The organism is Candidatus Nitrosotalea bavarica, assembly GCF_900167955.1.
GTDB classification, from domain to species: domain Archaea; phylum Thermoproteota; class Nitrososphaeria; order Nitrososphaerales; family Nitrosopumilaceae; genus Nitrosotalea; species Nitrosotalea bavarica.
Genome location: NZ_FUYK01000008.1, coordinates 42,183 through 64,611, shown reverse-complemented (window position 1 = coordinate 64,611; position 22,429 = coordinate 42,183). Strand labels below are relative to the sequence as shown.

Annotated in this window: 31 protein-coding genes and 4 tRNA genes; 11 read left to right on the top strand and 24 right to left on the bottom strand. The window is 35.4% G+C overall.

Going from position 1 to position 22,429, the window contains the following annotated elements:
- Positions 1-321: 321 nt before the first annotated feature.
- From C0Q33_RS09270 to C0Q33_RS09260, 4 genes are all read right to left on the bottom strand, one after another.
- Complete coding sequence (locus C0Q33_RS09270; protein ID WP_165776450.1) at positions 322-498, bottom strand: hypothetical protein; 177 nt, start codon at positions 496-498, stop codon at positions 322-324.
- Positions 499-569: 71 nt separating this feature from the next.
- Entirely contained in the window at positions 570-1,052 is a 483-nt protein-coding gene (locus C0Q33_RS06125; protein ID WP_101477720.1) for a CBS domain-containing protein, read from the bottom strand.
- A gap of 52 nt (positions 1,053-1,104) precedes the next feature.
- The gene (locus tag C0Q33_RS09265) at positions 1,105-1,272 is read right to left on the bottom strand and encodes a hypothetical protein (RefSeq protein ID WP_165776449.1); all 168 of its coding nucleotides are present in this window, start codon (positions 1,270-1,272) and stop codon (positions 1,105-1,107) included.
- 2 nt (positions 1,273-1,274) lie between these two features.
- Positions 1,275-1,433, bottom strand: coding sequence for a hypothetical protein (locus C0Q33_RS09260; RefSeq protein WP_165776448.1), 159 nt, complete (start codon positions 1,431-1,433; stop codon positions 1,275-1,277).
- Positions 1,434-2,050: 617 nt separating this feature from the next.
- Between C0Q33_RS09260 and C0Q33_RS06120 the strand changes: the two genes are divergently transcribed.
- Positions 2,051-2,443, top strand: coding sequence for a hypothetical protein (locus tag C0Q33_RS06120; RefSeq protein WP_101477719.1), 393 nt, complete (start codon positions 2,051-2,053; stop codon positions 2,441-2,443).
- A 159-nt stretch (positions 2,444-2,602) separates the two neighbouring features.
- Complete coding sequence (locus C0Q33_RS06115) at positions 2,603-2,950, top strand: hypothetical protein (protein ID WP_133121026.1); 348 nt, start codon at positions 2,603-2,605, stop codon at positions 2,948-2,950.
- 1 nt (position 2,951) lies between these two features.
- Here the strand turns inward: C0Q33_RS06115 and C0Q33_RS09590 are convergent, their stop codons facing one another.
- Positions 2,952-3,077, bottom strand: coding sequence for a hypothetical protein (locus C0Q33_RS09590; RefSeq protein WP_281258833.1), 126 nt, complete (start codon positions 3,075-3,077; stop codon positions 2,952-2,954).
- A gap of 323 nt (positions 3,078-3,400) precedes the next feature.
- Here C0Q33_RS09590 and C0Q33_RS06110 point away from each other — a divergent pair, with 323 nt between their 5' ends.
- Positions 3,401-3,676, top strand: a complete 276-nt coding sequence (locus C0Q33_RS06110) for a hypothetical protein (RefSeq protein WP_101477717.1) — start codon at positions 3,401-3,403, stop codon at positions 3,674-3,676.
- 117 nt (positions 3,677-3,793) lie between these two features.
- Here C0Q33_RS06110 and C0Q33_RS06105 read toward each other — a convergent pair whose 3' ends face one another.
- From C0Q33_RS06105 to pheS, 7 genes are all read right to left on the bottom strand, one after another.
- The gene (locus C0Q33_RS06105) at positions 3,794-4,165 is read right to left on the bottom strand and encodes a DUF6659 family protein (protein WP_101477716.1); all 372 of its coding nucleotides are present in this window, start codon (positions 4,163-4,165) and stop codon (positions 3,794-3,796) included.
- A gap of 130 nt (positions 4,166-4,295) precedes the next feature.
- Positions 4,296-4,628, bottom strand: a complete 333-nt coding sequence (locus tag C0Q33_RS06100) for a hypothetical protein (protein ID WP_101477715.1) — start codon at positions 4,626-4,628, stop codon at positions 4,296-4,298.
- 177 nt (positions 4,629-4,805) lie between these two features.
- Complete coding sequence (locus tag C0Q33_RS06095; RefSeq protein ID WP_101477714.1) at positions 4,806-5,405, bottom strand: hypothetical protein; 600 nt, start codon at positions 5,403-5,405, stop codon at positions 4,806-4,808.
- A 102-nt stretch (positions 5,406-5,507) separates the two neighbouring features.
- On the bottom strand, positions 5,508-5,738 hold the full coding sequence (locus tag C0Q33_RS06090; RefSeq protein ID WP_101477713.1) for a hypothetical protein: 231 nt from the start codon (positions 5,736-5,738) through the stop codon (positions 5,508-5,510).
- A gap of 57 nt (positions 5,739-5,795) precedes the next feature.
- Positions 5,796-6,104, bottom strand: a complete 309-nt coding sequence (locus C0Q33_RS06085; protein ID WP_101477712.1) for a hypothetical protein — start codon at positions 6,102-6,104, stop codon at positions 5,796-5,798.
- A gap of 247 nt (positions 6,105-6,351) precedes the next feature.
- Positions 6,352-7,989 (bottom strand): phenylalanine--tRNA ligase subunit beta, encoded by a 1,638-nt coding sequence (gene pheT, locus C0Q33_RS06080; protein ID WP_101477711.1) that lies wholly within the window; start codon positions 7,987-7,989, stop codon positions 6,352-6,354.
- On the bottom strand, positions 7,980-9,449 hold the full coding sequence (pheS, locus tag C0Q33_RS06075; protein ID WP_449384864.1) for a phenylalanine--tRNA ligase subunit alpha: 1,470 nt from the start codon (positions 9,447-9,449) through the stop codon (positions 7,980-7,982). Before pheS ends, pheT begins: the two co-directional genes overlap by 10 nt.
- A 49-nt stretch (positions 9,450-9,498) precedes the next feature.
- Here pheS and C0Q33_RS06070 point away from each other — a divergent pair, with 49 nt between their 5' ends.
- Entirely contained in the window at positions 9,499-10,614 is a 1,116-nt protein-coding gene (locus tag C0Q33_RS06070; RefSeq protein WP_101477709.1) for a tryptophan--tRNA ligase, read from the top strand.
- Positions 10,615-10,616: 2 nt separating this feature from the next.
- Positions 10,617-10,898: a hypothetical protein gene (locus tag C0Q33_RS06065; RefSeq protein WP_101477708.1), complete on the top strand. Its 282-nt coding sequence runs from the start codon at positions 10,617-10,619 to the stop codon at positions 10,896-10,898.
- 2 nt (positions 10,899-10,900) lie between these two features.
- On the opposite strand, the gene C0Q33_RS06060 is transcribed toward C0Q33_RS06065, so the two are convergent.
- The 3 genes from C0Q33_RS06060 to C0Q33_RS06050 form a co-directional block, all read right to left on the bottom strand.
- Entirely contained in the window at positions 10,901-11,212 is a 312-nt protein-coding gene (locus C0Q33_RS06060) for a hypothetical protein (RefSeq protein WP_101477735.1), read from the bottom strand.
- Positions 11,213-11,292: 80 nt separating this feature from the next.
- On the bottom strand, positions 11,293-11,760 hold the full coding sequence (locus tag C0Q33_RS06055; protein ID WP_101477707.1) for a phosphopantetheine adenylyltransferase: 468 nt from the start codon (positions 11,758-11,760) through the stop codon (positions 11,293-11,295).
- A gap of 26 nt (positions 11,761-11,786) precedes the next feature.
- Positions 11,787-12,818 (bottom strand): FxLYD domain-containing protein, encoded by a 1,032-nt coding sequence (locus C0Q33_RS06050; protein WP_133121025.1) that lies wholly within the window; start codon positions 12,816-12,818, stop codon positions 11,787-11,789.
- 373 nt (positions 12,819-13,191) lie between these two features.
- Between C0Q33_RS06050 and C0Q33_RS06045 the strand changes: the two genes are divergently transcribed.
- Positions 13,192-13,554 carry a hypothetical protein gene (locus tag C0Q33_RS06045; RefSeq protein ID WP_101477705.1) on the top strand — a complete coding sequence of 121 codons (363 nt, stop codon included), beginning with the start codon at positions 13,192-13,194 and terminating at the stop codon, positions 13,552-13,554.
- Here the strand turns inward: C0Q33_RS06045 and C0Q33_RS09255 are convergent.
- The 3 genes from C0Q33_RS09255 to C0Q33_RS06035 all read right to left on the bottom strand — a co-directional run bounded on the left by C0Q33_RS09255 (position 13,537) and on the right by C0Q33_RS06035 (position 15,400).
- On the bottom strand, positions 13,537-13,713 hold the full coding sequence (locus tag C0Q33_RS09255) for a hypothetical protein (protein ID WP_165776447.1): 177 nt from the start codon (positions 13,711-13,713) through the stop codon (positions 13,537-13,539). The two genes, C0Q33_RS06045 and C0Q33_RS09255, sit on opposite strands and share 18 nt — an antisense overlap.
- A 49-nt stretch (positions 13,714-13,762) precedes the next feature.
- On the bottom strand, positions 13,763-15,235 hold the full coding sequence (locus tag C0Q33_RS06040) for an ArnT family glycosyltransferase (protein WP_101477704.1): 1,473 nt from the start codon (positions 15,233-15,235) through the stop codon (positions 13,763-13,765).
- Between the two features lie 93 nt (positions 15,236-15,328).
- Positions 15,329-15,400, bottom strand: a tRNA-Ala gene (locus tag C0Q33_RS06035).
- 85 nt (positions 15,401-15,485) lie between these two features.
- Between C0Q33_RS06035 and C0Q33_RS06030 the strand changes: the two genes are divergently transcribed.
- From C0Q33_RS06030 to C0Q33_RS06020, 3 genes are all read left to right on the top strand, one after another.
- Positions 15,486-16,046: a thioredoxin family protein gene (locus C0Q33_RS06030; RefSeq protein ID WP_101477703.1), complete on the top strand. Its 561-nt coding sequence runs from the start codon at positions 15,486-15,488 to the stop codon at positions 16,044-16,046.
- 25 nt (positions 16,047-16,071) lie between these two features.
- Positions 16,072-16,159, top strand: a tRNA-Ile gene (locus tag C0Q33_RS06025).
- 112 nt (positions 16,160-16,271) lie between these two features.
- On the top strand, positions 16,272-16,622 hold the full coding sequence (locus C0Q33_RS06020) for a DUF6659 family protein (RefSeq protein ID WP_101477702.1): 351 nt from the start codon (positions 16,272-16,274) through the stop codon (positions 16,620-16,622).
- Here the strand turns inward: C0Q33_RS06020 and C0Q33_RS06015 are convergent.
- Complete coding sequence (locus C0Q33_RS06015) at positions 16,616-17,515, bottom strand: transcriptional regulator (protein WP_101477701.1); 900 nt, start codon at positions 17,513-17,515, stop codon at positions 16,616-16,618. The genes C0Q33_RS06020 and C0Q33_RS06015 overlap by 7 nt on opposite strands.
- Before the next feature lie 433 nt (positions 17,516-17,948).
- On the opposite strand from C0Q33_RS06015, the gene C0Q33_RS06010 reads away from it, so the two are divergent.
- Positions 17,949-18,335, top strand: a complete 387-nt coding sequence (locus C0Q33_RS06010) for a hypothetical protein (protein ID WP_101477700.1) — start codon at positions 17,949-17,951, stop codon at positions 18,333-18,335.
- Positions 18,336-18,340: 5 nt separating this feature from the next.
- Here C0Q33_RS06010 and C0Q33_RS06005 read toward each other — a convergent pair.
- Positions 18,341-18,462, bottom strand: a tRNA-Leu gene (locus C0Q33_RS06005).
- 98 nt (positions 18,463-18,560) lie between these two features.
- Here C0Q33_RS06005 and C0Q33_RS06000 point away from each other — a divergent pair.
- Positions 18,561-18,634: transfer RNA gene (locus C0Q33_RS06000), tRNA-Thr, on the top strand.
- Positions 18,635-18,652: 18 nt separating this feature from the next.
- Here C0Q33_RS06000 and C0Q33_RS05995 read toward each other — a convergent pair.
- From C0Q33_RS05995 to C0Q33_RS05980, 4 genes are all read right to left on the bottom strand, one after another.
- Positions 18,653-19,984: a PAS domain-containing sensor histidine kinase gene (locus C0Q33_RS05995; RefSeq protein ID WP_101477699.1), complete on the bottom strand. Its 1,332-nt coding sequence runs from the start codon at positions 19,982-19,984 to the stop codon at positions 18,653-18,655.
- A 149-nt stretch (positions 19,985-20,133) separates the two neighbouring features.
- Positions 20,134-20,682, bottom strand: a complete 549-nt coding sequence (locus C0Q33_RS05990; RefSeq protein ID WP_101477698.1) for an AbiTii domain-containing protein — start codon at positions 20,680-20,682, stop codon at positions 20,134-20,136.
- Between the two features lie 56 nt (positions 20,683-20,738).
- Positions 20,739-21,599 carry a DNA adenine methylase gene (locus C0Q33_RS05985; RefSeq protein ID WP_101477697.1) on the bottom strand — a complete coding sequence of 287 codons (861 nt, stop codon included), beginning with the start codon at positions 21,597-21,599 and terminating at the stop codon, positions 20,739-20,741.
- 136 nt (positions 21,600-21,735) lie between these two features.
- Positions 21,736-22,386, bottom strand: a complete 651-nt coding sequence (locus C0Q33_RS05980; protein ID WP_101477696.1) for an ammonia monooxygenase family protein — start codon at positions 22,384-22,386, stop codon at positions 21,736-21,738.
- Between the last annotated feature and the right edge of the window lie 43 nt (positions 22,387-22,429).

Here is a 22,429-nt window from a genome sequence, read left to right as displayed (position 1 = left end):
TACAAGTCTCTCCACAATGAGTCTAGGGTCAATTTTCTTTCAAATTATCATATATCAAAAGTATGAATATGTACCTGTTTGTCCGGTACACTCAAACACTGTATAAATTAGCACTATCAATTGTACCATATTTTATGGAATGAATGGCACGACATACAGAGTACCATTGATGATAGTTGTTCTAAAATCAAAAAGAAAGTCTGCAATCAGTTCAAATTAAAAAGTAAAAAAAATTAATGGGCTGGACCTAAAATGATCCATTTTATGTTCGGTTTAGGGATCCGTTTGTATGTAAAAATTTGGTCCACAAAAATATAATACTTAATCGTCGGAACGTAATTTATCCAGAACACGCTTGATCTCGTTCTCATCTGATATTGTCAATTTACCTTTCTTATTCATAATCCATTTTTCTGACCAATCTTGTAATTCGGCCAACTCTTTTTGATTTTCGTTCACAGGATGTCCTAGACGCTGATACTGGTATTGCTTCTTCATGCTCTTTTCAAGATCTGTCATAGTGTATTACGACCTGTATGATGAGTTTGGATTATTTTTTTCATAATCTTTCAAGCACAAAGTAAATACTTGGCTAGATCTCTTGTGGTAACCATTCCAACAATCTTACCTTGTTCCAATATTGGAAGGTGATCAATGTTATGTATTCCCATGATATCTGATGCCTCTTGAATAGTTAGAGTTGTTCTTGCATAAATTAGCGGTCTTGATGCAAGAAAACTCAGTATTAGGCACTTTGCAGGTATATCTAGAAATGCCACTAGACGCGCCAAGTCTCTTTCTGTAACTATGCCAAAGGGTTTTCCATATGCTGTTATTATGACACTCCCAATCCTTTTTTCCATCATGGTCATAGCCGCATCATGTGCAGTTTTGGTGTGATCAAGAGTTATGACATCTCGTGTCATGACATCTGCCATTGTAATGCGTTTAGATCTGATAATTCCTTCAAATAAATCCACTATAATCTCGTCTGTCATTTCCAGTTTCTTGTATGGTTCATCTTTATGGGGACTTTCAAGTGCTACTCCCATAGATATCCATACGACTTGCTAACCAATAAGCATTTTTCACCACATTGGTTTGCTATGCTGAGACTAGTTGGCGTGATTTTGATTTGCTAAAATAATCTATTATGCATGCTTCATGAGTATAACCAAAATTATTGCAATGATTTTGACAAAACCAACAGGTACCTTTACGATATTTTGGTGATTCTTTTTCAGATATTTTTTGATTTGAACGAGATTCCATTATCAATCTCCTCCTCCAGTATCACATCCGCATAGTCCAAATTCGTCAATTTTGCTTCCGCATATCCCACACTCTTCAAGAAACTGTACCTCCCATGGTTCTTTTGAATAAAGGCGGAGGTGTTCGTTGATCTCTTTTGGAACGACGCTTTGGAGAGACAATTCCTACCTCCAACCACCCATTAATTTGAGGCAATAATTGCATATGGGATAGTCATTTTCTTCATCAAATTCAGTTCTACATTTTTGATAGGTTTTTGGTTCTTTCAGTATAATTATTTGCACATTGCATCACTACCAATCTTGATACCACGTATGCAGGTAAATTCAAAAAACTCCACTCTAAACCCTGAGGCATAATTCGGAAAATAATTTTTAGCGACATTATATGCCATATGCTAATTCTCCAATACTATTACGTCTCCGTTCCTATTAAACTGGTTCTGACTAGAACATATCTTGAACTGTAGAAAATTTACTAGTAACTTAAAGAGACCTAGTTTTAAGATGTAGTCATATAATTATAATTTAGTCTGTTCAAGATTCCAATAGTTTCTTCTTTCTGTGACTTTGTTTTTCATTTTCCAGCATTGTCTTTTGTTGTGTACTTGGAGTTGATTCATGAACTAATATAGAAAGTATCAGTTGATACAACTGAAAATAGCATTAGAAGTGGATTCTAAATCTGTAGAATGAGAATTAAAAGCCTACATCAAAAAAACCGTGGGAACTTGTACAAATTTCTAATATACTAAATTAGAATAGCTATTCTTGTTTAAATGATAAATTCAAAGAAGACCATGCCACATGTTATTTTTGACAACGGAATTAACCTTGAGGAGTTTTCATCAAGATTTCAAAACATAGTTCAAGAGAGGCCATTTCTGATTAAAATAGATGACATCTTCCTTGACAAGAAAAAAAAGCGAGCACTAATTCCGGTGACATCTGACAATGACAATCATGAATTCATAATTGAAATAATTTCTATGCAGCAGAGATCTACTCTGAGTATTTTTTCAGACGAAAGTCTTAAAAGATCAGATTTTGCAAAAAGTGCGATGGGTTTAATTGCAAAATCCATACTAAGGACATTTGCAAATATTAGAATTTTCAGTACAGATATAGAAAATTACATCCCAAAAAGAATAATCGACAAGAACGATTCATAATATACCATGATTGTATTTTTGGGCCCCTTTTTGTAGAATTGTGAAATATTGAACAGATTTTTTCAAATAATTTCATTATAAAAAAATTTGTATCTAGTAGGCATTTTCCAATTTTTAATCTACATGTAGTTTTTATGCATCATAGTTGTATCCATACCATTGAGTGTCCAAGAGATGCTAAATTCTGTCATGAAGTCAGATTCTCGTATACGTTATGCTACAGTCTGTGACATGGAGGGCCAAGTGCTTGGAACAGAGATTCAAGAAGGTATCAAAACGTTACTCAATGAAGATGAACATAGGGAAGCGCTAATGTATGCAGTCAATGCAATGAAGGTTCGCGAGAAACTGAGTGCAAAGCTTGGGAAAAATCATTATGTGTTGGCAGTATATGACAATCTCTGTAGATTGACAATGCCTATTGGGGACAAGTACATGCTCTTGCTTACATGGTCACCTGAGGCTTCGCTAGATATAATAAAAAATATCAGAAATGCATTAAAGTAATCTAGTTACCTTTTCTTTTTCTAGTCTTTGCACCTTTCTTTCCTGCTGCTACATAAGATGCGTGTGTCCTATTCTTTGCAGCTTTCTTTCCTGCTGCTACATAAGACGCATGTGTTCGTTTTGCCATACTGGTGTATGTGGTATCAAGTCATTATACAGATATAGTCGTCAATTGTTGCCTTGTTACTAGAATTTTTTAATGATAAATCTGTGGAATAATCTGGAAACATGTCAAGGAAGCTATCATAGGAGCATAGCATCCTATTTAGTATATGGTTCCATTAGGGGGACTACTTTTTTGATTTGGCGTTATCTTGATCTTTTTTTCTTTTCTTTGCTTTGTTTGATGTTTTACTCATACCATTTCTTGTAACATATGAACTTAAGATGTCTAGTAAAAAAAAATAGATAAACCGAATGTGTTATAGTATGGAATAATTGTACTAGAGTATGAAGTCAGATAGTAATCTAGTGCCATGGAACAAAAAGCATTTTGCCATTGTTACACTTGCCACAGTTGTATCTGTTGTTAGCATATTTGTTGCAAATAATGTAATATTCAAGACTCATTCTTCAGCCATATTCTGGATTATTCCATTTTTAATATGGATGGTCTTTAACTCAAAGAAAGGAAAGTTTGGAAAAAAATACTATGGTCCATTACCATGGTCAGTTGCAGTGATTGGTAGTGCGTTAGCTATAATACTTGTCAGCAGCATGAAATGAATTCATGGTATATTTTTAGAACTAGTCCAAACGAGTTTATCAAAAGTAAAAAGACAACCTAGGTGTAAAAATGGCGATACAACTAGAATCATAACTAGTATGTGATTTGTTTTTTAGTTAATTTTCATTGTGAATTATTTCTAAAATCTTGAATGGGAGTTTAAAAAAATCAACTTCCTTTTCAGATGAGATTAATAATATGTAATCATTTACTGGGAAGCTCATAATGATCAACTTATCCCTATATGCCATTGAAAATTCTACTGGACCATAAGCCTTATCGAATTCCTTTCGTTGATTTACCTTCAAAGCTAGTTGGAGAAATATCATTTCATTATCTTTTGACTCTTCAAGAGATAGTAATCCTGGTTTCATTCCTCCTGCAACTAGTCTGCCCATTTTATTTATCAAACCTGCAAATCTAATTCTCGAGTCTGCCTCTAGGACTCTATTGCATAATTTGTCTTTATCCATGTCAGGTGATGTCATGTTCCAAGTTCTAAAGTTTTGTGACAAGAGTATATTCCACCGAACAAATTGTTGGTGAACCATTTTTTACTGATTGTGTATAAAAAGAGAAAATCCCCTGTGTGCCTGGATTCAAATCTTATTTTGCAAGTTAGGGCTTGAAGCTATGGTTGAGGTGTGGAAGTGGAGTAGTGATCATACCAGTGGCTTTAGAAATATCTACACATCCATCAGTTCCAAGTTGTTGAAATAATGTATCGTTTGCATCTATACTACCTGTCGAGTTGATTACTTGATTTACCTGTGCAATCTCATCATCACATTTACTATTGTCGTTGTACAGGTTTTGCCAAACATATGCAAATCCTACAATTCCCAACACCGCAAAGATAGGTACTAGGTAGATTAGTCTTATTTTCTTCTTTGGCTTGTTTGGTAGTTTATCTGAATTATGATCATGATTCCAATTATCTGAATTACCCATGCCTTATGATACCAACACTTGCAATCTTGTTTTGCATTATCGTTGTTGTTCCCAGTTTGACCTGTTGCATTTACCATATAACAATACCGTATCTTGCTTAAAAATTTGGTTAAATCATCAAAACAAGAAAAGAGGATTAGTACATCTTGGACTTGCAAAACAGAACTATATGTTATCTCATACAATTGGTAAGGAATCTACCATTTTACCGTCATTGATTGCGTCATTATAAGACTGGAGTGCATTGGTCTCATATTGAAATGACTGTTGCAATAACTGGTCTGACTTGGTAAATGTTGCATTATCTCCTGTTACAACCCATTCTCTTAGAGCCTTGTCACTTTCAATCTCCATCAGTGTAGAAAGTCTGAATAAATGTAATGACTGTTTAAAATTTTCAGGCGGGTTTAGTTTGTCATATTGTGGAAGAATGTTTTGCATTATGGATATGCGGCTATCTGTCATATTGAGCATCTGGTCTTTTGAGATTTGTCCGTTTTTATATTGTACCAGATACATATCCAAATTCTGAGTTCCATTTTTTAGGTCTAGTTGAATCTGTGTAAGCTTGTCTTCAAACTCTTGATCTGTCAGTGTAGTTGATGGTGTTACTTTAGGAAGTGTTGGAATTTGTTTTGGAGTTTGCATAGGTGTTGGCTTTGGTACATGCATGTTTGTTGTTACAGGTAAAGGGTGGATTGTTTGAGGTACCAACAATATACTGACTATACCCACTATGGCAATTACGGCTATAATGCTGACTAGTTTTTCATCCACAGTGTCATGTCTTGTATTATAATCTTAAAGATTTTCAAGCCATATCGTTCAACTCAAAAGCTTTTGAGGAAATTGCTGAAGGGTTTAAAGGAAAACTTTTCTTTACTTTATCATTTCTCTGAGCTTTTCTGGAGAAGCATTCATTATTTCATCTTTGGTGTATAATCTGTTTAATTTCTTTTTGAGTAATACAATGCTCATTCCTCTTGGGATTTCTTTTCTCGAGGTCAAATAGCTGAAATAATGTTCTTTTTCTTCGTCTGTGCAAAATACGGTTTCATAGTTGTTTGATACCCAGACTTGATCAAATGATTCCTTGCTAATTATCATCATGCCCTAACTACGTCTAAGAATCTATAAGGAGTTGTGATACATTGTTCAGTAACAATGTTACTGGCTTGATTGCATTTTAGATACTACCTTGTTAAAGTCATTTATTGGAACAATCTTGACTGTGCTCATTGCAGATATTCCTACAGTTATGCACAACTGTTCTATGTCATGTGCGTTCTTTGCATCTAGGATTATTATCCATTGATGCTCAAGGACAGAGACGTAAAAACCGACTATTTTTAGTATGTTTAATTTTTTTTGATTTGCTTTGATTTTTCTTTGAACTTCCAGAAATATCTTTTTGCTGGTCTTATTATGTAAAGGGCATAATTCTGGACTATGTACTGCTAAAACTCCAAAAAGCAACTAGTATTTTTCCATGGTTATTTCTAATAAATCTTAAGGATACAATATACAAATTAGATCATATTTTCTTTTTCCCATTAGGAATTATTAGAATTAAGTGCGTCTATTTCTATACCGAAACCAAGTCTACGTGCTTCATTGTCTACATTATTTTCATGTACATGTGTAAATAGGCCGTTTATCAATCAAATCAGAAAAATTTTCTTCGACCAGTTAAAACCAGTTATTTTACGAACAAAAGATATTGCTAATCAAACGCCAATCCAGAAAGATCAATCTCAAACCCAGCTACTGGCGTTCTAAGTTTAAAGTTCTCCAAAACTTTACCATCAATCTCTCCAAGCGTTCCAAACTTTTTACCATATACCATAATACTTGCAGTTCTTCCATCAACGTACATCTTTTCCTTTTGTGGTACAGTATTACATGTCAAATCAAGTCCAGTCTTTAGCAATGACTGTAAGACAGATTTTATTTCTGTATAGTTGACATCTTTGTGTGCTGAAAGACAAGCCAGATGAATGCTTTCAACAATTGGCGAGTCTTTTTCAAATACAGTTCCAATCTCAAATATTTTCTGAGGATAGGATTCATGAATATTTCTTGATAAGACTTCAAGCATTCCAGGAAGTAGTATATCACGCAAAATAATATGCTCCTGACTTTTTGAATCTGCAACAGATATGATTTTTGAATCCTCCCTACCAGTCTTATCATATAGAATCTCTTTTCCAGTAAGCTCAAAGTTCATCACTTCCAAATACCCAAGGCCAATCATAGTTTGGCGTAAAGCTTCGAGTGTTTTTGTAATATCATTTCTCTCACCAGCTGAAACCGAACCAGGCATGGTAGGTACAAGATTTTGGATTCCATAACCTAAAGCTACTTCTTCTACCAAGTCCATCACTCCAAAGATATCTGTCCTATATCGTGGTATGGTACATACAATTTTTTTACCTCTCATCTTGGCATCAAGTCTGCTTTTTCTCAAAGATTTTACAATAACAGAGTTTGATATCTCAATCCCTAGAGTCTTGTTTACAAGCTCAGGCTCTAAAACTAGTTCTCGAGATTTTAGTACAGGAGTAGAATTTCCAGCTCCAGTTACTTTAACAGAATACAACTCAAATCCTGCAATCTGTAAAGTATTTGCAATAACTGCAAGCACACCTTCAGCAGCAATCTTATCAGTTGCAGTAACTTCTACTAGCAAATTGGTAGTCTTTGTATTCATCTCTGTTAGTTTTGCGTTAGATATAGGAGGAAGCGATATTGTTTTCCCATCGGAATCTATTATAATTGGAATTTTGGCATGTCCATCAAGTATATGCCGGTATTTTTTTCCAGTCTCTGTCTTGTCTAGAATCTCCTTTACAGTCATGGACAAATCCGATTCTAAAGGAACAAAGCTATGTTCACGTGTTACTGTTTTATACAATAAAGGAAATTTTATTTTTTCGAGATCATGTATACCAATAGATGCCTTCTTTCGTCTTCTACCCAGTCCATTATGAAGATCTTCTTGCATTGTAATAATTTGTCTTATAGTTTCATCGTCTAGCTTGCCATTTCTTGCCTCTATTGCTGTAACATATGATCTTACTTTGGATACAGACGGATCAGCCTTGATAGAATATTTTCCTTTTTTGATTTTCAACACAGGCATTCCGGTTTTAATTCCAAGTAATCCTTGAAGACCTGTTATGATACCATAATCAGTGGAATAGTCTGGTCTGTTTGGACTATACTCTACGTTGATGTGGTCAGTTGTCTCATCTTCAATATCCAGCCCAATGAACGGTAAAGTCTCAATTAGTTTTGTTTTAGGAATGCTTTTTCCAAGAATTTGTTTTACTCTGTTATAGTATAATGCGACTACTGGCATTTTGGTACACTCCTCAACCAGCCAAATTTATTTTCATATAACTCTCTTACATCTGTTAGACCATACCGCAGCATTGCGATTCTTTCAATTCCTCCACCCCATGCAAGTACTGGATTTTTGATTCCAAGCGGTTGTGTTACCTCTGGTCTGAATATACCCATTCCAAAGAGTTCCACCCACTTGCCAAGTTTTTCATTATATATCATGGACTGCAACGACGGCTCTGTATACGGGAAAAATGTCGGCCAGAATTTTATTTTCTTTATTCCCATTTTATGATAAAATTCAGTCTGCAGTCCCATTAAATCCCGTAGTGTGACATTTTTGCCAACTACAACTCCCTCTACTTGATGAAACTCTGCAAGATGCTTGTAGCTTAGTTTCTCATTTCTAAATACTCGTCCTATTGAAAATAATCTAGCTTCATCATGCTTTTTGTCAGCAAGTTCACGTATTGTAACACATGTAGTATGCGTTCGTAGGACTAGTCTTTTTGCCTCTTCACTTTGCCACTGATAATTCCAGCCCTTTTTGTGTGCGTCAGATACTTTTTTTATCTGGGAAAGGTTTGCGATATTTTTTGCCTTGATATCTTTGAGATAAAATGTATCTTGCATCTCTCTTGCAGGATGGTCTTGTGGTGTAAAGAGAGCATCAAAGTTCCAAAAACTACTCTGTACATTGTTTCCAATAATTTCAGAAAATCCAAGACTAACAAATATCTCTCTTACTTCATCTATGACATCTCGTAGAGGGTGGCTCTTTGCTGCAAATACTGTAGGAGCGGTAGCTTCAACATCTATTGCTCGAACAGATTTAGCTTCTGGTTCTGTAGAGGATGTCACTTCCACATCTGCTATAAATTCAATTGTATCCTGTACTGTCTTGGCAGATTCAATTCCCTTTTCAGTAAGACTAACTAATGCAGATTTTTTTGAACTAACAATAATAAACTCGGGTCTTTTTTTAAGCGATTCAACTACATCCTTGTCCAACTCATCTACAGAAACACCAGATGGGTTTTTTGATACAGTCTTGATAATCTTCTCCTCAGATGTAACATCATGATATCCTTTGAGCATAATTCTGTTTTCTACAATCTCAACCCATCCATTTTTCTTGGCATTTGCAATAGCCGGACCAAATTCATTTTGTAGTAAATTTTTAACGTCATTCATCTCACACGAGTATCCTTGCAATGACCTTAGATGGTTCACTAGTTGTCTCTCAGGAAAACCCTTCTCATGCGCTTCAGTTCCTCTTTTGCCAAGTGTTACAAAATTTTTCTCAGTTTCTATTACACTTGCTAAATTTTTGAACTTTAACCATTCAATTCCACGTCGCACCTGATCAATTGAAAGTTTTGAAATTTCACAAAGTTCTTCAGGAGACAAGTTTTGTTGTACAATCAAGGTCTTGAGAAGTTTTTGTTCAATCGGATGCAGAACTTGAGACATTATCACAAAAAGCCAAAAAGACTTTTTAAACCTTAACCTAACTAAACCATGAATGTCATCTGAAGAGTTTACCGTAACTCCTTGGAGCGTAGAAGGAGAGATTGACTATGATAAACTCATGGTAAAGTTTGGCACAGAAAAAATTTCACCCGAATTAGAGGCACGAATTGAAAAGATTACTGGAGAAGTTCATCCAATGCTAAAGCTGGGTTATTTCTTTAGCCACAGAGATTTGGATAAAATCATCACAGAATATGAAAAGGGAAACAAGTTTTACTTGTACACAGGAAGAGGTCCGTCTGGAAAGATCCACATGGGACACTTGCTACCCTGGATTTTCACAAAATATCTCCAAGAAAAGTTTGATGTTAAATTAATATTCCAATTAACTGATGATGAAAAGTTTCTCTACAGCGACCAAAAGTCAATGGAGGATGTTAAAAAATTCACTGAAGAGAACATTTTAGATATCATAGCAATAGGATTTGATCCAAAAAAGACCAAAATTCTAATTGATACCAAAGACATCAAGAGAATTTATCCTATAGCACTTGAAATAGCAAAGCGAATTACTTTTTCAACTGTAAAGGCAGTATTTGGATTTGAAAATTCTACAAATATTGGCATGATTGGATTTCCTCCAATTCAAGCAGCACCATGTTTTCTTCCATCAATAATAGAAGGCAAGCCAACTCAAGTTTTGATTCCCGCTGCAATAGACCAGGACCCATACTGGAGAGTTACAAGAGACATTGCAGAAAAGATGGGATACCCCAAGCCTGCGCAGATCCACTCCAAGTTCTTGCCAGGATTAGGAATGCAAGGAAAAATGTCATCATCAATTCCAGAGACTGCAATATTTACAACAGATGATGATAAAACAGTAGACAAGAAAATTAATAGTACTTTTACTGGGGGTCAGCCTACTGTTGAACTTCAGAAAAGTCTTGGAGCAAACTTTGCCATCTGTCCAGTGTTTTGGTATTTGAGATACTTTTTTGATACTGAAAAAAAGTCTGATGAAAGGGCAAGAAAGTGCAAGAGCGGAGGATTGCTTTGCGGAGAATGCAAGGGCAACCTAAAAGATGCAACAAAGCCATTTCTTAAAGAATTTCAAGATAGAAGAGAGAAAGCCAAAGATATAGTAGATAAATTCATGTTTGAATAAAAATGAAGAAAAACATAACCTGCGCAGACAGTTACGAGGCACAAAAACTCGCCAGCCTGATATACATCAAAGACGATAATGAAATTTTCATCAGTGGAATTTTAGAAATTATTGAAAACGAGATTGTTATATCTCTAAAGGATAAATCTGCACACAGTGTTTTATTCCGAGATAAAACACAAGCTGATGAATTTGCAGATTTTATCCAGTCTGTAATTGATGGCATAAACAAAATTATCAAGACCGAAGTTATCGAAGATATAATAGAAATAACTAAAGAATAGTTTTAGACTAGAGCCTTGTCCATTTCCTGAGTAACCAGTTCTTGTACTTTGAGAAAATACAATCTAGTGGTATACGGCATGGCATCCAGATTGTCTTCAATTGCCATCATCAGATATCGAACAGCTCGCTTTGAGATATCAAGATTAAATTTCAAATATAGTATAGGATCTTGCTTTACTCCAATCTTATCTACTAGCCACGGTGGTGCCATCTCTTTTGCCTCTGCTATTACTTTTTTGTACCAAAATGCAATATTCTGAGGATCAAGACCATCCTTTAGACCTATAATATCTGAGGACATTTTGCCCATCATCCTATCTGTGAGTTCTTTCAATGATATATCAGAAATTCTAGAGTTTTATGGAAACGACTCAAAGATTGAAAAGTTATTTGTCAATTTAGTATATTGCCATCAGAATCAATCTCAGACTTTTTGATTCTTGTCGTAGATATCCTAGTGCCGTCTTTTGCAAGTACTAGTGGAATTACTATTATCTCCACAGGCGGAGAGTTCTTGGCAGCTCTTAATTTATTCAACTCTATTCCCTTTGATGAGGTCTCATCACTTACAACTAACGCCTCGACCTCTTTTTCTAGCACAGCCGGTCCAAAATCACTTTCAAGTTTTGCTATATGATATTTAGAATTTGCAAAGTTTTCTCGTATTATATTTTCTAGCGTTTTGTATCGTTGGGAGTAGTCATTTTCAGGATCTTTACCTTTCTTTTTGGCAAACTCGTCACTAGTCAGACCGATTATTACTTTATCAGATATGGAAAACGCGCCTTTGAGAAGTTCCAGATGGCCTTTATGTACAATATCAAACGTACCTCCCATTGCAACAAGTTTGAATCTAGTCATGGAAACAATTTGTATTTACTATATTATCATCTAACAAGTACTAGATTAACTGATGGCACTGATGAAGACAGAGGAATATTACCATAATCCCACACATAGGTCTCTATAAAATACGAACCTGCTACATTTGGAGTCCAGTTTACAGAGACTTTTTGATTGTCAGAGCTAACAAGTACTCCCTCATATTTTCCTATGAATGCTGTTTGTCCACCAAAGTGTTTGACTTGAACATAATAGACAAACGATTGTGTTGAAGTGAGAAGATAATTTACGTTACTGGATATAGTTACTGGAGTATTTACCGGTATGGCACTAAACGATGTATCATTAGGACCAGTGACAGTTGTATTGCTTACTAGAACAGGCAATGAAACTTGAACAGCAGTTACAGGAGTTAGTTTTGATTGATAACTATCAGACTCTGCTACAATCATGTATGATTTTGCCTTGGGACTAGAATCTGATACAATACTGAATTGGGAATTTTGATTAATGCCAACATCAACCGGAGAAGAAACTCCAATGCCAACTATTCTTTGAAATGCATCATATGAAATTAAATAAAATATTGTATTGGTAGATTTTTGGGCCCCGTTGTTTGTTACAGTACCTGAAACAATCAAGCTGTTAGATACTTGAAGAGAACCAGGAGAGACAACTAGTGATAGTGGTCTGTCAGATGATGACTGGAAACCCGCAATTTTTACCTGGATTTGTGAAATGGAAGAATCTGCTTTAGTTGAAGACATTGAAAATGGAACCATTCCTCCAGGCTGGACTACCTGTAAAAGTGTCGAGCCAGTCTTGTATTCTATTTGGTTAGAGTTATCATCCATGAATGTAACACCAATAGTTACACGATTAACTGGAGAACTGAGATTATTTTGAACTTCGCCATATACTATAGTGGAACCATTAATTGCCTTGTGAGAGTAAACAGTTGCATCAAGTACTACAACTCCCAGATTTGTGGAAAGGGGAAGATTCTCCTGAGCCCAAACAAAGTTTGGTGTAAATAATGTTATAATCAACATACCAGAAAGAATTACATTTCTCATACCCACTTTTAATGATATTAAGGCATTAATCATATACTGCATTCATAATCTATACAACCTAGTATAGAAGGTTCTACTAACTTTCGTTAGGATCTCAAAATTATAAAAAGAAGATAAAAGATTTGGTTGATTTACTTGTGTTTCTTTGCGGTAATTACACACCAGTAAATGAATCCTGGAATTAATCCTACCATCAGTGGTATGTACACGCCCGCTTGACTCCAATCTTGCATATCTAAATTACCTAATCAACAAAAAAACAGAATAGTATTTAAATCCATCTTTAAGACGCCTAATTTTTGCCAGATCGCCCGTGGATATAATTACAATCATAGTTCCTTAAATAAAACTTGAGCGTGATTTTGAATTACATTTGGAAATTATAATTGAACCATGGAAGCAACTTGTCATTCATGAAGTACTGGAACAGAAATTTGAAGACTGGATTACACAGATTATAGCAGGTGCAAGGTCTGGCGGTGGTGGAATACCAACAATATTGTGGGCAGGAGGAATAGCATTTCATTTTGCGACATTTCCGGATACTGAAGCTATAGTGCAAGAGAAACTCAAAGGACGAATTCATTATTCATCGGTGACATTTGCCATCAAGGAAAAGTTTGACAAACAAATAATCCGTGAAGGAGGAACTGTTAATTTCTCAGATGTTTCCCACAATGAGATATTTAGTAGTTTAACAGAAAAATTAAAGACACAATCAAAGTTTCGTACCTAGTTCCTTCTTTCTAGATTTATGAAGAACCAATATCCCACCTACTACAATCAGTCCAAGACCTAGAGCCAGATAATATGGAGGAGGGTACGCAATGAAAAAGATGCCAGCTGTAATCATGCCAAGGTAAACAAGCATTGTCCGGTCAATATCAAAAGGCATTAACAATAGCCTCTTTTTTCCGTGCTATAAAGAATACTAATGTTTTTTATCATTTACTTGTCCTTATCTCAACTTCACTTCCTTCATAATTTACAATCATGCTAGTAAATGGATACTGTCCAAGGTTTTCATCTAAAACTCCGCCCCGGAATTTTTTGACCACAGTAGTGTTATAGTATAAATCTGAAAGTTGCTTTCCAGAGTTTAGATTTGATGTAAAGTGAAGATCTGAAATTAAAAGAACATGACTTGTGGGAGCAGGATAATACAATAAGGCTCTATAATCTGGTAAAACGTCACTGATGTGGTAAACGTACTGGAATACCCACGAGTAAATTGGGCTAGAGACAATTGTTATGTTGTTTGGATCATTTTCAATATTACTATTGTGAACATTTTGAAGAACATATGCTGCAGCGTCATACTGGCCTGATACATTTGAATTAATCAAGAAAAATGACATTGTCAATCCAAATATCCCTATACAGGATATTACAACATAAGGAGCAATATGCCGAAAATTTTCTTTTGCTTTTGCACAAAGATCTATGATGAATCTAGCTGCAGCAATACAGAGAACTGGCAAGACTGGAATCCAGTAAAAATACTGGGCATATCCTACAGAGGCAAGAAATACTAGAAACGGAACAAACCACAATAAAATTACAGAGTCTTTTTTTAGTATAGCATAAAGTATCCCAGCCAGTCCTAAAATTAGCAAGACAGGATCAAAGAAAAAGAAATTTTCCAATATGTTGACAAAATTATTATTTTGTCTATGTACTTGGGATATAATATCACCAATAAACAAGTGAGATTGATTGTCAGATAAACTCTGGATTGGCCAGATCATAGGAATCAAAATCACCGGAATCAACCACAGTCCCAACATTTTGCGATTCTTGGCACCCTGATACACCATGATTGCAATCAATGGAATCATGACAGCCATCGTCTCTTTTGTAAATAGTGCTATTCCAAGAAATATTCCAGAGAGTATGACAAGTAATTTTTTATTTTTAGAATCTTTTGCGTATATTGCAAATAAAATAGATGATAGCAAAAATGGCAATAAGATAGAATCTAGTAAAATTCTCCGCGTAAGCCAGGTAATTGGCATTACTGCAAACATGACAGATGCCAGCAGGGCGACATTTTTGGAATAACGTCTCTCGGATATTTTGTATATCAAAAAAGTATCAAAGATTGCAAGTATTCCCATCAATACACGCGGAACAAGGTAGAGCATCTGTATTGAATTTGCATCAGTTGTGGGATGGAGTGAATTTGGATATCCCGTTAAAGATAATATGCCTGCCAAGAATAGCTGCCCAAAGAAGGGATGATCATGAAAATAATCAATCTGTAGTCCACCTCCAGACATCAAATGCATTGCTCTGTACATGTAAACTCCCTCATCATAGAAGATATCTGGAAACCCAACTGGATTCCATAGATGTGTAAATGCAGCCAAGACCAAAGGTATTGCAATAAAGAGAATGGCGGTATTTTTTATGTTCATAAAAATGTCTTGTACATTTTCAGACTATACTATACATTAGCATATTGATGACATATGCAACAAAAAGATTTTCCAATTTTATTGATAAAAGAGTGGACTGGAGGGGATTTGAACCCCTGACCCCTCGCGTGCAAGGCGAGTATTCTACCGCTGAACTACCAGCCCATTGCATGATTTGAAAACCGCTTAGATTTTAATTGTTCCCTTTGTGTGGGCAAAGATTTTATTGATATTATCTTTCAAAATATTCATGGTACTACTAAAATCAGAGGTTGTCCTAAAAGCAGGAGACAAGGCTCCAGATTTTAATTTATTAGGAATTGATGACAAGAATCATTCTCTTTCTGAATACAAAGACTATAGCGCCAAGTTGATAATTTTCATGTGCAATCACTGTCCATATGTTCAAGCCAAAGTAGATGCATTAAATGAGATATATGAAAAATTCAAGGGAAAGATTGCCATGATTGGAATTAACAGTAATGACGCGGTAAAATATCCAGATGATAGTTTTAGCAGCATGAAAAAATTTGCAAAAGAGAAAGGTTTTGGATTTACGTATCTAGTTGATGAAACTCAAGAGGTTGCAAAAAAATATGGCGCAGTTTGTACTCCAGATCCGTTTCTTTTTGACAAGGAAGGAAGATTAGTTTTTCATGGTAGAATTGATAACGCAATGAAACCAGAAGACAAGCCCACAGAGAAAACAATGATTCAAAATATAGAGCAAGTTCTTTCTGCAAAGAAGATAGAGAAAGATTTTGACCCATCGATGGGTTGTTCAATAAAGTGGAAAAGCCAGCAGACTTAAATGACAGTCGGATAAAAAAAAATTTGGGCCGATAGCTCAGCTTGGCTGGAGCGTTCGACTGATAAAATTATTCAGATATCGAAAGGTCGTGGGTTCGAATCCCATTCGGCCCACTAGTTTTCAATCTAAAAATGATAGATTTCAATAAATAGGAACAACCCATTACACTTTTGTTGTCAATATTTAAGCTATCAATATATCTCTCAGACGAGGAAATAGCATAACATGGACAAAGACGAGTTGTGCAAAAAAATCCTCGAGTTAGAACCATTGATAAGATTTTCAGGTTTGATCAATACAAACGGTAGACTGATTGCAGGTGGAATGAAACCGGGGTTTGAGTCTTTAGAAGATGCAAGAGATGATGAAATGATGTACATGGAACTAGTTTTGAGGGCAAAGATGCGAAGGGAATTTGACAAAGTATTGGGTCCAGTAAAATTTGCAATGTCATACAGAGACAAGCTGATAATAATGAGTTTTCCAGTAAATGAGAATATACTTTTGATTTCAGTTGAAAAGGAAATTGATTTTTCCAAACTTCCATTCAAGATTTTAGAACTTATCAATCACTGATTTTGGTAACTTTCATACACAGTCTGGCACCACTGCAATAAAGTTTCCACATCAGCAGATACAAAATCAGCACTAGTCTTTGTTTTTTTTCCAATCCTAGTACACAGTGCAAGATGAATATTCTTTCCATATTTTCCCTTGCTTGCTTCGATGGCTTGAGTAAAGAATTTGATTTCAGCTTCCTTTGAAGCAAATACTACTATAATCATTATGCCATCGCGCTTGGGCCAGATTTTATTTAGAAATCTTTGCAAGTCTATATCAAACATTACATCAATTGCAGAAGACATGTCACCAAGCAGGGATACTTTCCATTTTTCAGTACGAAGTGCGCCAGAAGCGGCTTGTGCAACTAGAGCATTCTGATAATCACTAGACAAAATGACAATATTCTTTTTTTGATCCACCTCTTCTTCTGATAGACCAATCAGAGAGATTGAAGTTGATATTATTTCATCATAGAAATTCTTCTCTGATCTTCCCATCTTTCCACTATCATAGGAATTTTCAATTGATTCAATTGCTGGAATTATAACTTCACTTACTAATTTAGTAGGCGTGGCTCCAGAATGAAGCGACGTTCGAATTAGAGTATGTGCCTCTGGAGTTGATCCCGATAAGACATATTCCAGATACTTGTTTTTAACTTGGAAAAAATCTGCTGGAAAATTGAGTTTGTCGGCACCCTCTTCAATGAACCAAAGATTGACACTGCCCATATTTTTTTGTTTTATCAGGCCCTCACCTGCAAAAACTCTGAGATATTTTGACATTGTTACACGATTTACCTTGAGTTTTTCTGAAATCTCAACTCCTGTCAGCCCAGTCTTTGATTGACTAAGAGCATCAATTAGTTTTTCACGTATTTTTTCTGTACTATATTCTCGTACCACAAACTTTGTGTAATTTTCTGGTATATAGCATTAATAAAATCAGCAAAGGACCTGTGATGAAAAGGTCCCCGCTGACCGGTACTTTGGTATGGTCTGGTTGGTCCAAGTAGTGGTGTGGTATGTCGTATACTACAATCGCACTGTTTGTATTATATCAAAAAAGTAATTAAGAAAACCTCAGAATTCATACTAAACCCTTAATAGTTTGATCACAGAAATTTGGTTTTCAAACGTATCACGGGATATAAATCAAATTATATTTTGAATATTTTTTTAATTAAATTTTAAAATTATTTTAATTATAATATAATTAACATCTACAACACTGTACATCTCATTATATAATTAGTTGACATGGAGCTGACCTTTGGTTGGAATCTTTACAGCCAAAAGTATTAAATATTAGTACTTTAAAGTACGGTATAGATAAGTAATGCCAAAAGCAGGTTTTAAATCAATAACAATTTCAGAAGAAGTGTACAACAGATTCCACGATACATACAAGAAAAGTAAACACGACCTTGCAATGAAGGGTGTAAACAGTTTTGCAGGATACATTACTTTCATGATGGAAGACCTCATGCAGAAGGATGATACTTTTGCAAGATATGCTCCAAAACTTGAAAAGATTTCAGTTGATGATGACAGAGTTGTAGTAAAAGACAACATCAAAAATAGAATAGCTGAAGTTGCTGTCCAGAATAATGAGCTCTATTGTTTATTGTGTGAAGAGAAAAATTGTGTCCATGTTGGATTTGTATTTTCTCTTCCTGAGATTTATGAAGTTCTAAATGCTAGAGGAATAAAGCACCAAAGATAAAGAGGTGCAGGAGGTGGGATTTGAACCCACGAACCCCTAAGAGACGGGATCACCCATTTGTATGATCTTAAGTCCCGCGCGTCCAAAGGCCATCAGACCTACTTTGGCCAGGCTCGGCGACTCCTGCGTTTTATTAGCGAGATGTCGGAGAAATTAAACGTTTTATGAAAATTTTTTCTAAAACCAAGTAAGATTAATAAGGATTCACAAGAGCGAGCTTGTCATGCTTCGATAGCTCAGCCTGGTAGAGCGTTACCTTGGTAAGGTAAAGGTCGCGGGATCGAATCCCGTTCGAAGCTTGATGTTTTCTAATTATATCATGAAAGAATTGAGAAATAAAATGTCGTACCTTCCGCTTCTTTAGTGTCAAACCAAATTTTTCCACCAAGATGTTCAACAATTCCTTTACAGATAACCAACCCAAACCCACTACCGCCATATTTTCTCTTATATGTAATATCTACCTGATAGAATTTTTTAAAGACAAAATCTTTCTTTTTCTCCATTATTCCTATCCCATTGTCTTTTACATGAAACACCATAGAATCGCCCTCCTCCTTGGCACCTATCTCGATTCTTCCTTCCTTTGTAGGCACAAAATCAACTGCATTTTGTACTAGATTAAAAAAGACCTTACTTAACAGGGCTTTGTCACTTGTTATTGTTTTTTTGGTGCTAGAAGAATCTACAAACTCTATATTTTTGTCAGCCATCATAGGTTTACACAATTCAACAACTTGTTTCATCAAACCGTCAACATCAAATGATTCCTTTTTGAATTCCATGGTTTTGGTGTTGAGTTTTTGTACGTCGATTATGTCAATCATTAATTGATCCAACTTGGCTGCATTATCATGAATTTCAGTTATCGCCTCGACTTGTTTTGCAGTAATCTTTCCACGCGGAATCTCCTTTAGAAGCTGCTCAGAATATTTTAAAATTGGAGATATAGGAACTTGTGATTCTTTTGCAACCGTCATGTAAAATTCTGCTTTAGAAGAATCCATTTTTTGTAGTTCATCAATCTGGATTTTTTGTCTTTCATGTTCTTCCAGAACTTTATGAGCCTGATAAATTTCAGAGATATCTCTTATTGCGGTATTGCTTCCTATCAATTTTCCTTTATCATCATAGATATTATTGGCACTAAGTAGTCCAGGGAAAGTTGTCCCGTCTTTTCTTTTGAACCATATCTCAACATTCTCTACCCTATTAGATTTCTTCCAGGCTTCAAAGCATTTTTTCATATCATCCAAACTTTTTTCTGAAACATGATCAAAGAGAGATTTCCCAATGATATCTTCTCTTGATAATCCAAAATTTTTCACATATGCAGAATTACATTCTAGTATTACTCCAGAAGTATTTACTGTCCTTTGTGGAACAGGTGATCCTTCATAGATATTTTTGTATTTTGAATCTGCATGGGATGATGTTGTTTTTTGAGATATCACCTGATATGGTTGTGTTTGAAATGTTTTTCCCTGTCTCATACTAGACCATACAATAACACCTCCACTTGCAACACAACCTACTCCAAGAATGAATGCGTAAGTTGAGAAATGTCCTTGCACGTTTAATCCATAGGCTGCAATTAAGAGCCCAAAGATTGCCAACAACAGTCCACCAATATTTCCAAAACCGGCCATCTCTTATTTGCAAGCCTCCATCGATAGATTTTTGTTGCATAGATTTGACTGCAAAACATGTAACAGGAAATTGAATTTTATTATTGATGAATTATTTTTGATAATAATTCTAGTAACAACTAGCAGATTAACTTTTCATGGCATACAGATTATTGCATCTCTAGTAAAGAGATAATCATATCAAGCAACTCTTGAATTCTCTTCTTTACACCTTCTAGAACATGTTTGATCTCATCTTTTGAGATTCTTGCTTCATAAATTAAAATTTTTGAGATCTCATCCAAACCGTATTTGGATCTGAAGTTGTTAAATTTATCTAGAAACTTTGCTTCAACCACTATAGGATTGTTACTTTCCAATTCCCTAATTGGATGATATATTGTAGACTGTCCAAAAAGAGCAACTATTGTGGGGGACAGAGAGATCAAGTTCCCATAAAGATCATGAAACTTCCAGTCAGTCTTCCTATATGACGGAAGATTTTGGCACAGATCATCCATTGTCTTGCATTTTACCAAATAGCCATTAATCTCAAGGTCTATCCAGGTGTTTTGATCAGATATTCCAGCCATCTTACAGATACTCTTGCAGGTCTCCAAGATTCCATGCAAAGGCCTTGTTGATTCCAAGAGTTCTATGCTTGCAATTTTGGCAGCTTTTAGAGCCTGTTCTTTCTTACTTGAATCCAATTCTATCAAGACTGGAAAATTATCTTTGATTTTACTCTACTGGTTGTCTGGCATAATGACTATCCTTAGTAGTTTTTAATCAATAGTTCAGTATGACCAGTTCTATTTTTTGAAACAGAGTTGATGAATCTATTTGCGTTAATTTCCATAATACCATCGGAGAACTCTTGGAATAGATCTATAATTTCATCAGATTTTGAATTTGATAACAATACCTTGACGCCCTTTTTGTCAAGAGACTTGAATTTGTTATAGAGCCTCTTTTGGTCACTAAAATCAAAATCACTGTCTGTATAGCTTGTAAAACTTGCTGTAGAACTAACCGGTTGATAAGGTGGGTCTAGATAAACAAAATCTCCTTGTCCTACTCCTTTTAGGGCATCTTCAAAATCCTGACATTTTATTGATATGTCCTTTGATTGCAATATCTTGCTTACCTCAAAGAGATTTTCCTTGTTTACAATGTTTGGGTTTACATATCTTCCAACAGGGACATTGAATTTCCCTTTACTGTTTACTCGGTATAGTCCATTAAAGCAAGTCTTGTTGAGAAATATCAGTCTTGAAACTTTATCAATCTCATTTTTGGGATTGGCTTCTCGTATATTGTAATAATAACCGCTTTGATTTTTAGAATAATGTGCAGTATGATTTTCTAACGATGAAACAAGTTCCTTTACTTTATCTCTAATGGTAACATATGACAAGACCAAGTCAGAGTTTAGATCAGAGATGAACCACTTTGCTTTTCGCTCTTTTGCAGCCAAAGAAAAAAAGACTGCACCCCCGCCTAGAAACGGCTCAAAATATCTATCAAATTTAGTAGGAATATTTTCTGATATTACTGGCAATAGCTGTCTCTTTCCGCCTGCCCATTTGACAAACGGTCTTGGAGCAACAGAGATTACATGATATTGTTGTTTCAATATCAATTAATTGTTAAATTATATTTCCTTTAATTAGATAACAAAAGATCACACCTTGTGTAACTTTTTTTAATCAAAAATAAAGATCAAGATAGCTTAGTAGTACTAAAATAATAAAAGTAAAAGGAAAGGGAAGTTAGTCCCACTTAGACCAAGCTGCCATCCACCTGTAAGTCCATGTTGTTAGTTTGGTTCCTAACGCAGTCATTGTTACCGTTAATACGGCACTAGCGCCTGCACCCAAAGCTACGGGACTATCATAGAACTTACCTACTTGTGGTTCTATCGGTGTCATGTATGGAGGCAATGTGGTTCTCGGGTATTTGAAAGCAGTCTCAAGAGGATCATCTATTGTGATTAGATTGATCATGTTGAACAACGACATAGACATTCCACAGAGCACACCGCCTATAAGGATCAAAGAGTGTTTGTTTCTCTTTGTTGCCCAATATGCCAGATCCATCAATATTGCAGATGGAATCCATATCGGAACAACGATGAAGCTGTATGGGTATCCTAAGGAGAACCACGCACCTTTTGCAATCCACGTATACACCGTCATTATCAGTGCATAGTATGTTGCCGTTCCTGGTACACCAGTGAACGTAAGGTAATATGCTGCACCGACTGCGAGCATCAATGATTGTGATAGTGTAAATATCACATATGATGTCCATGCCCAATCAGTGTAGAATATGTAGTCTCCTGCGTTGATTACCAACAGGGTCGAGTTGACTGCTACCACTACTATGAATAAGTAGTGAGTACATCGTCTTAGCCAGACCATTGGATTGTATTCAGGAAGTGATGTATATAAAATTTTATCATGT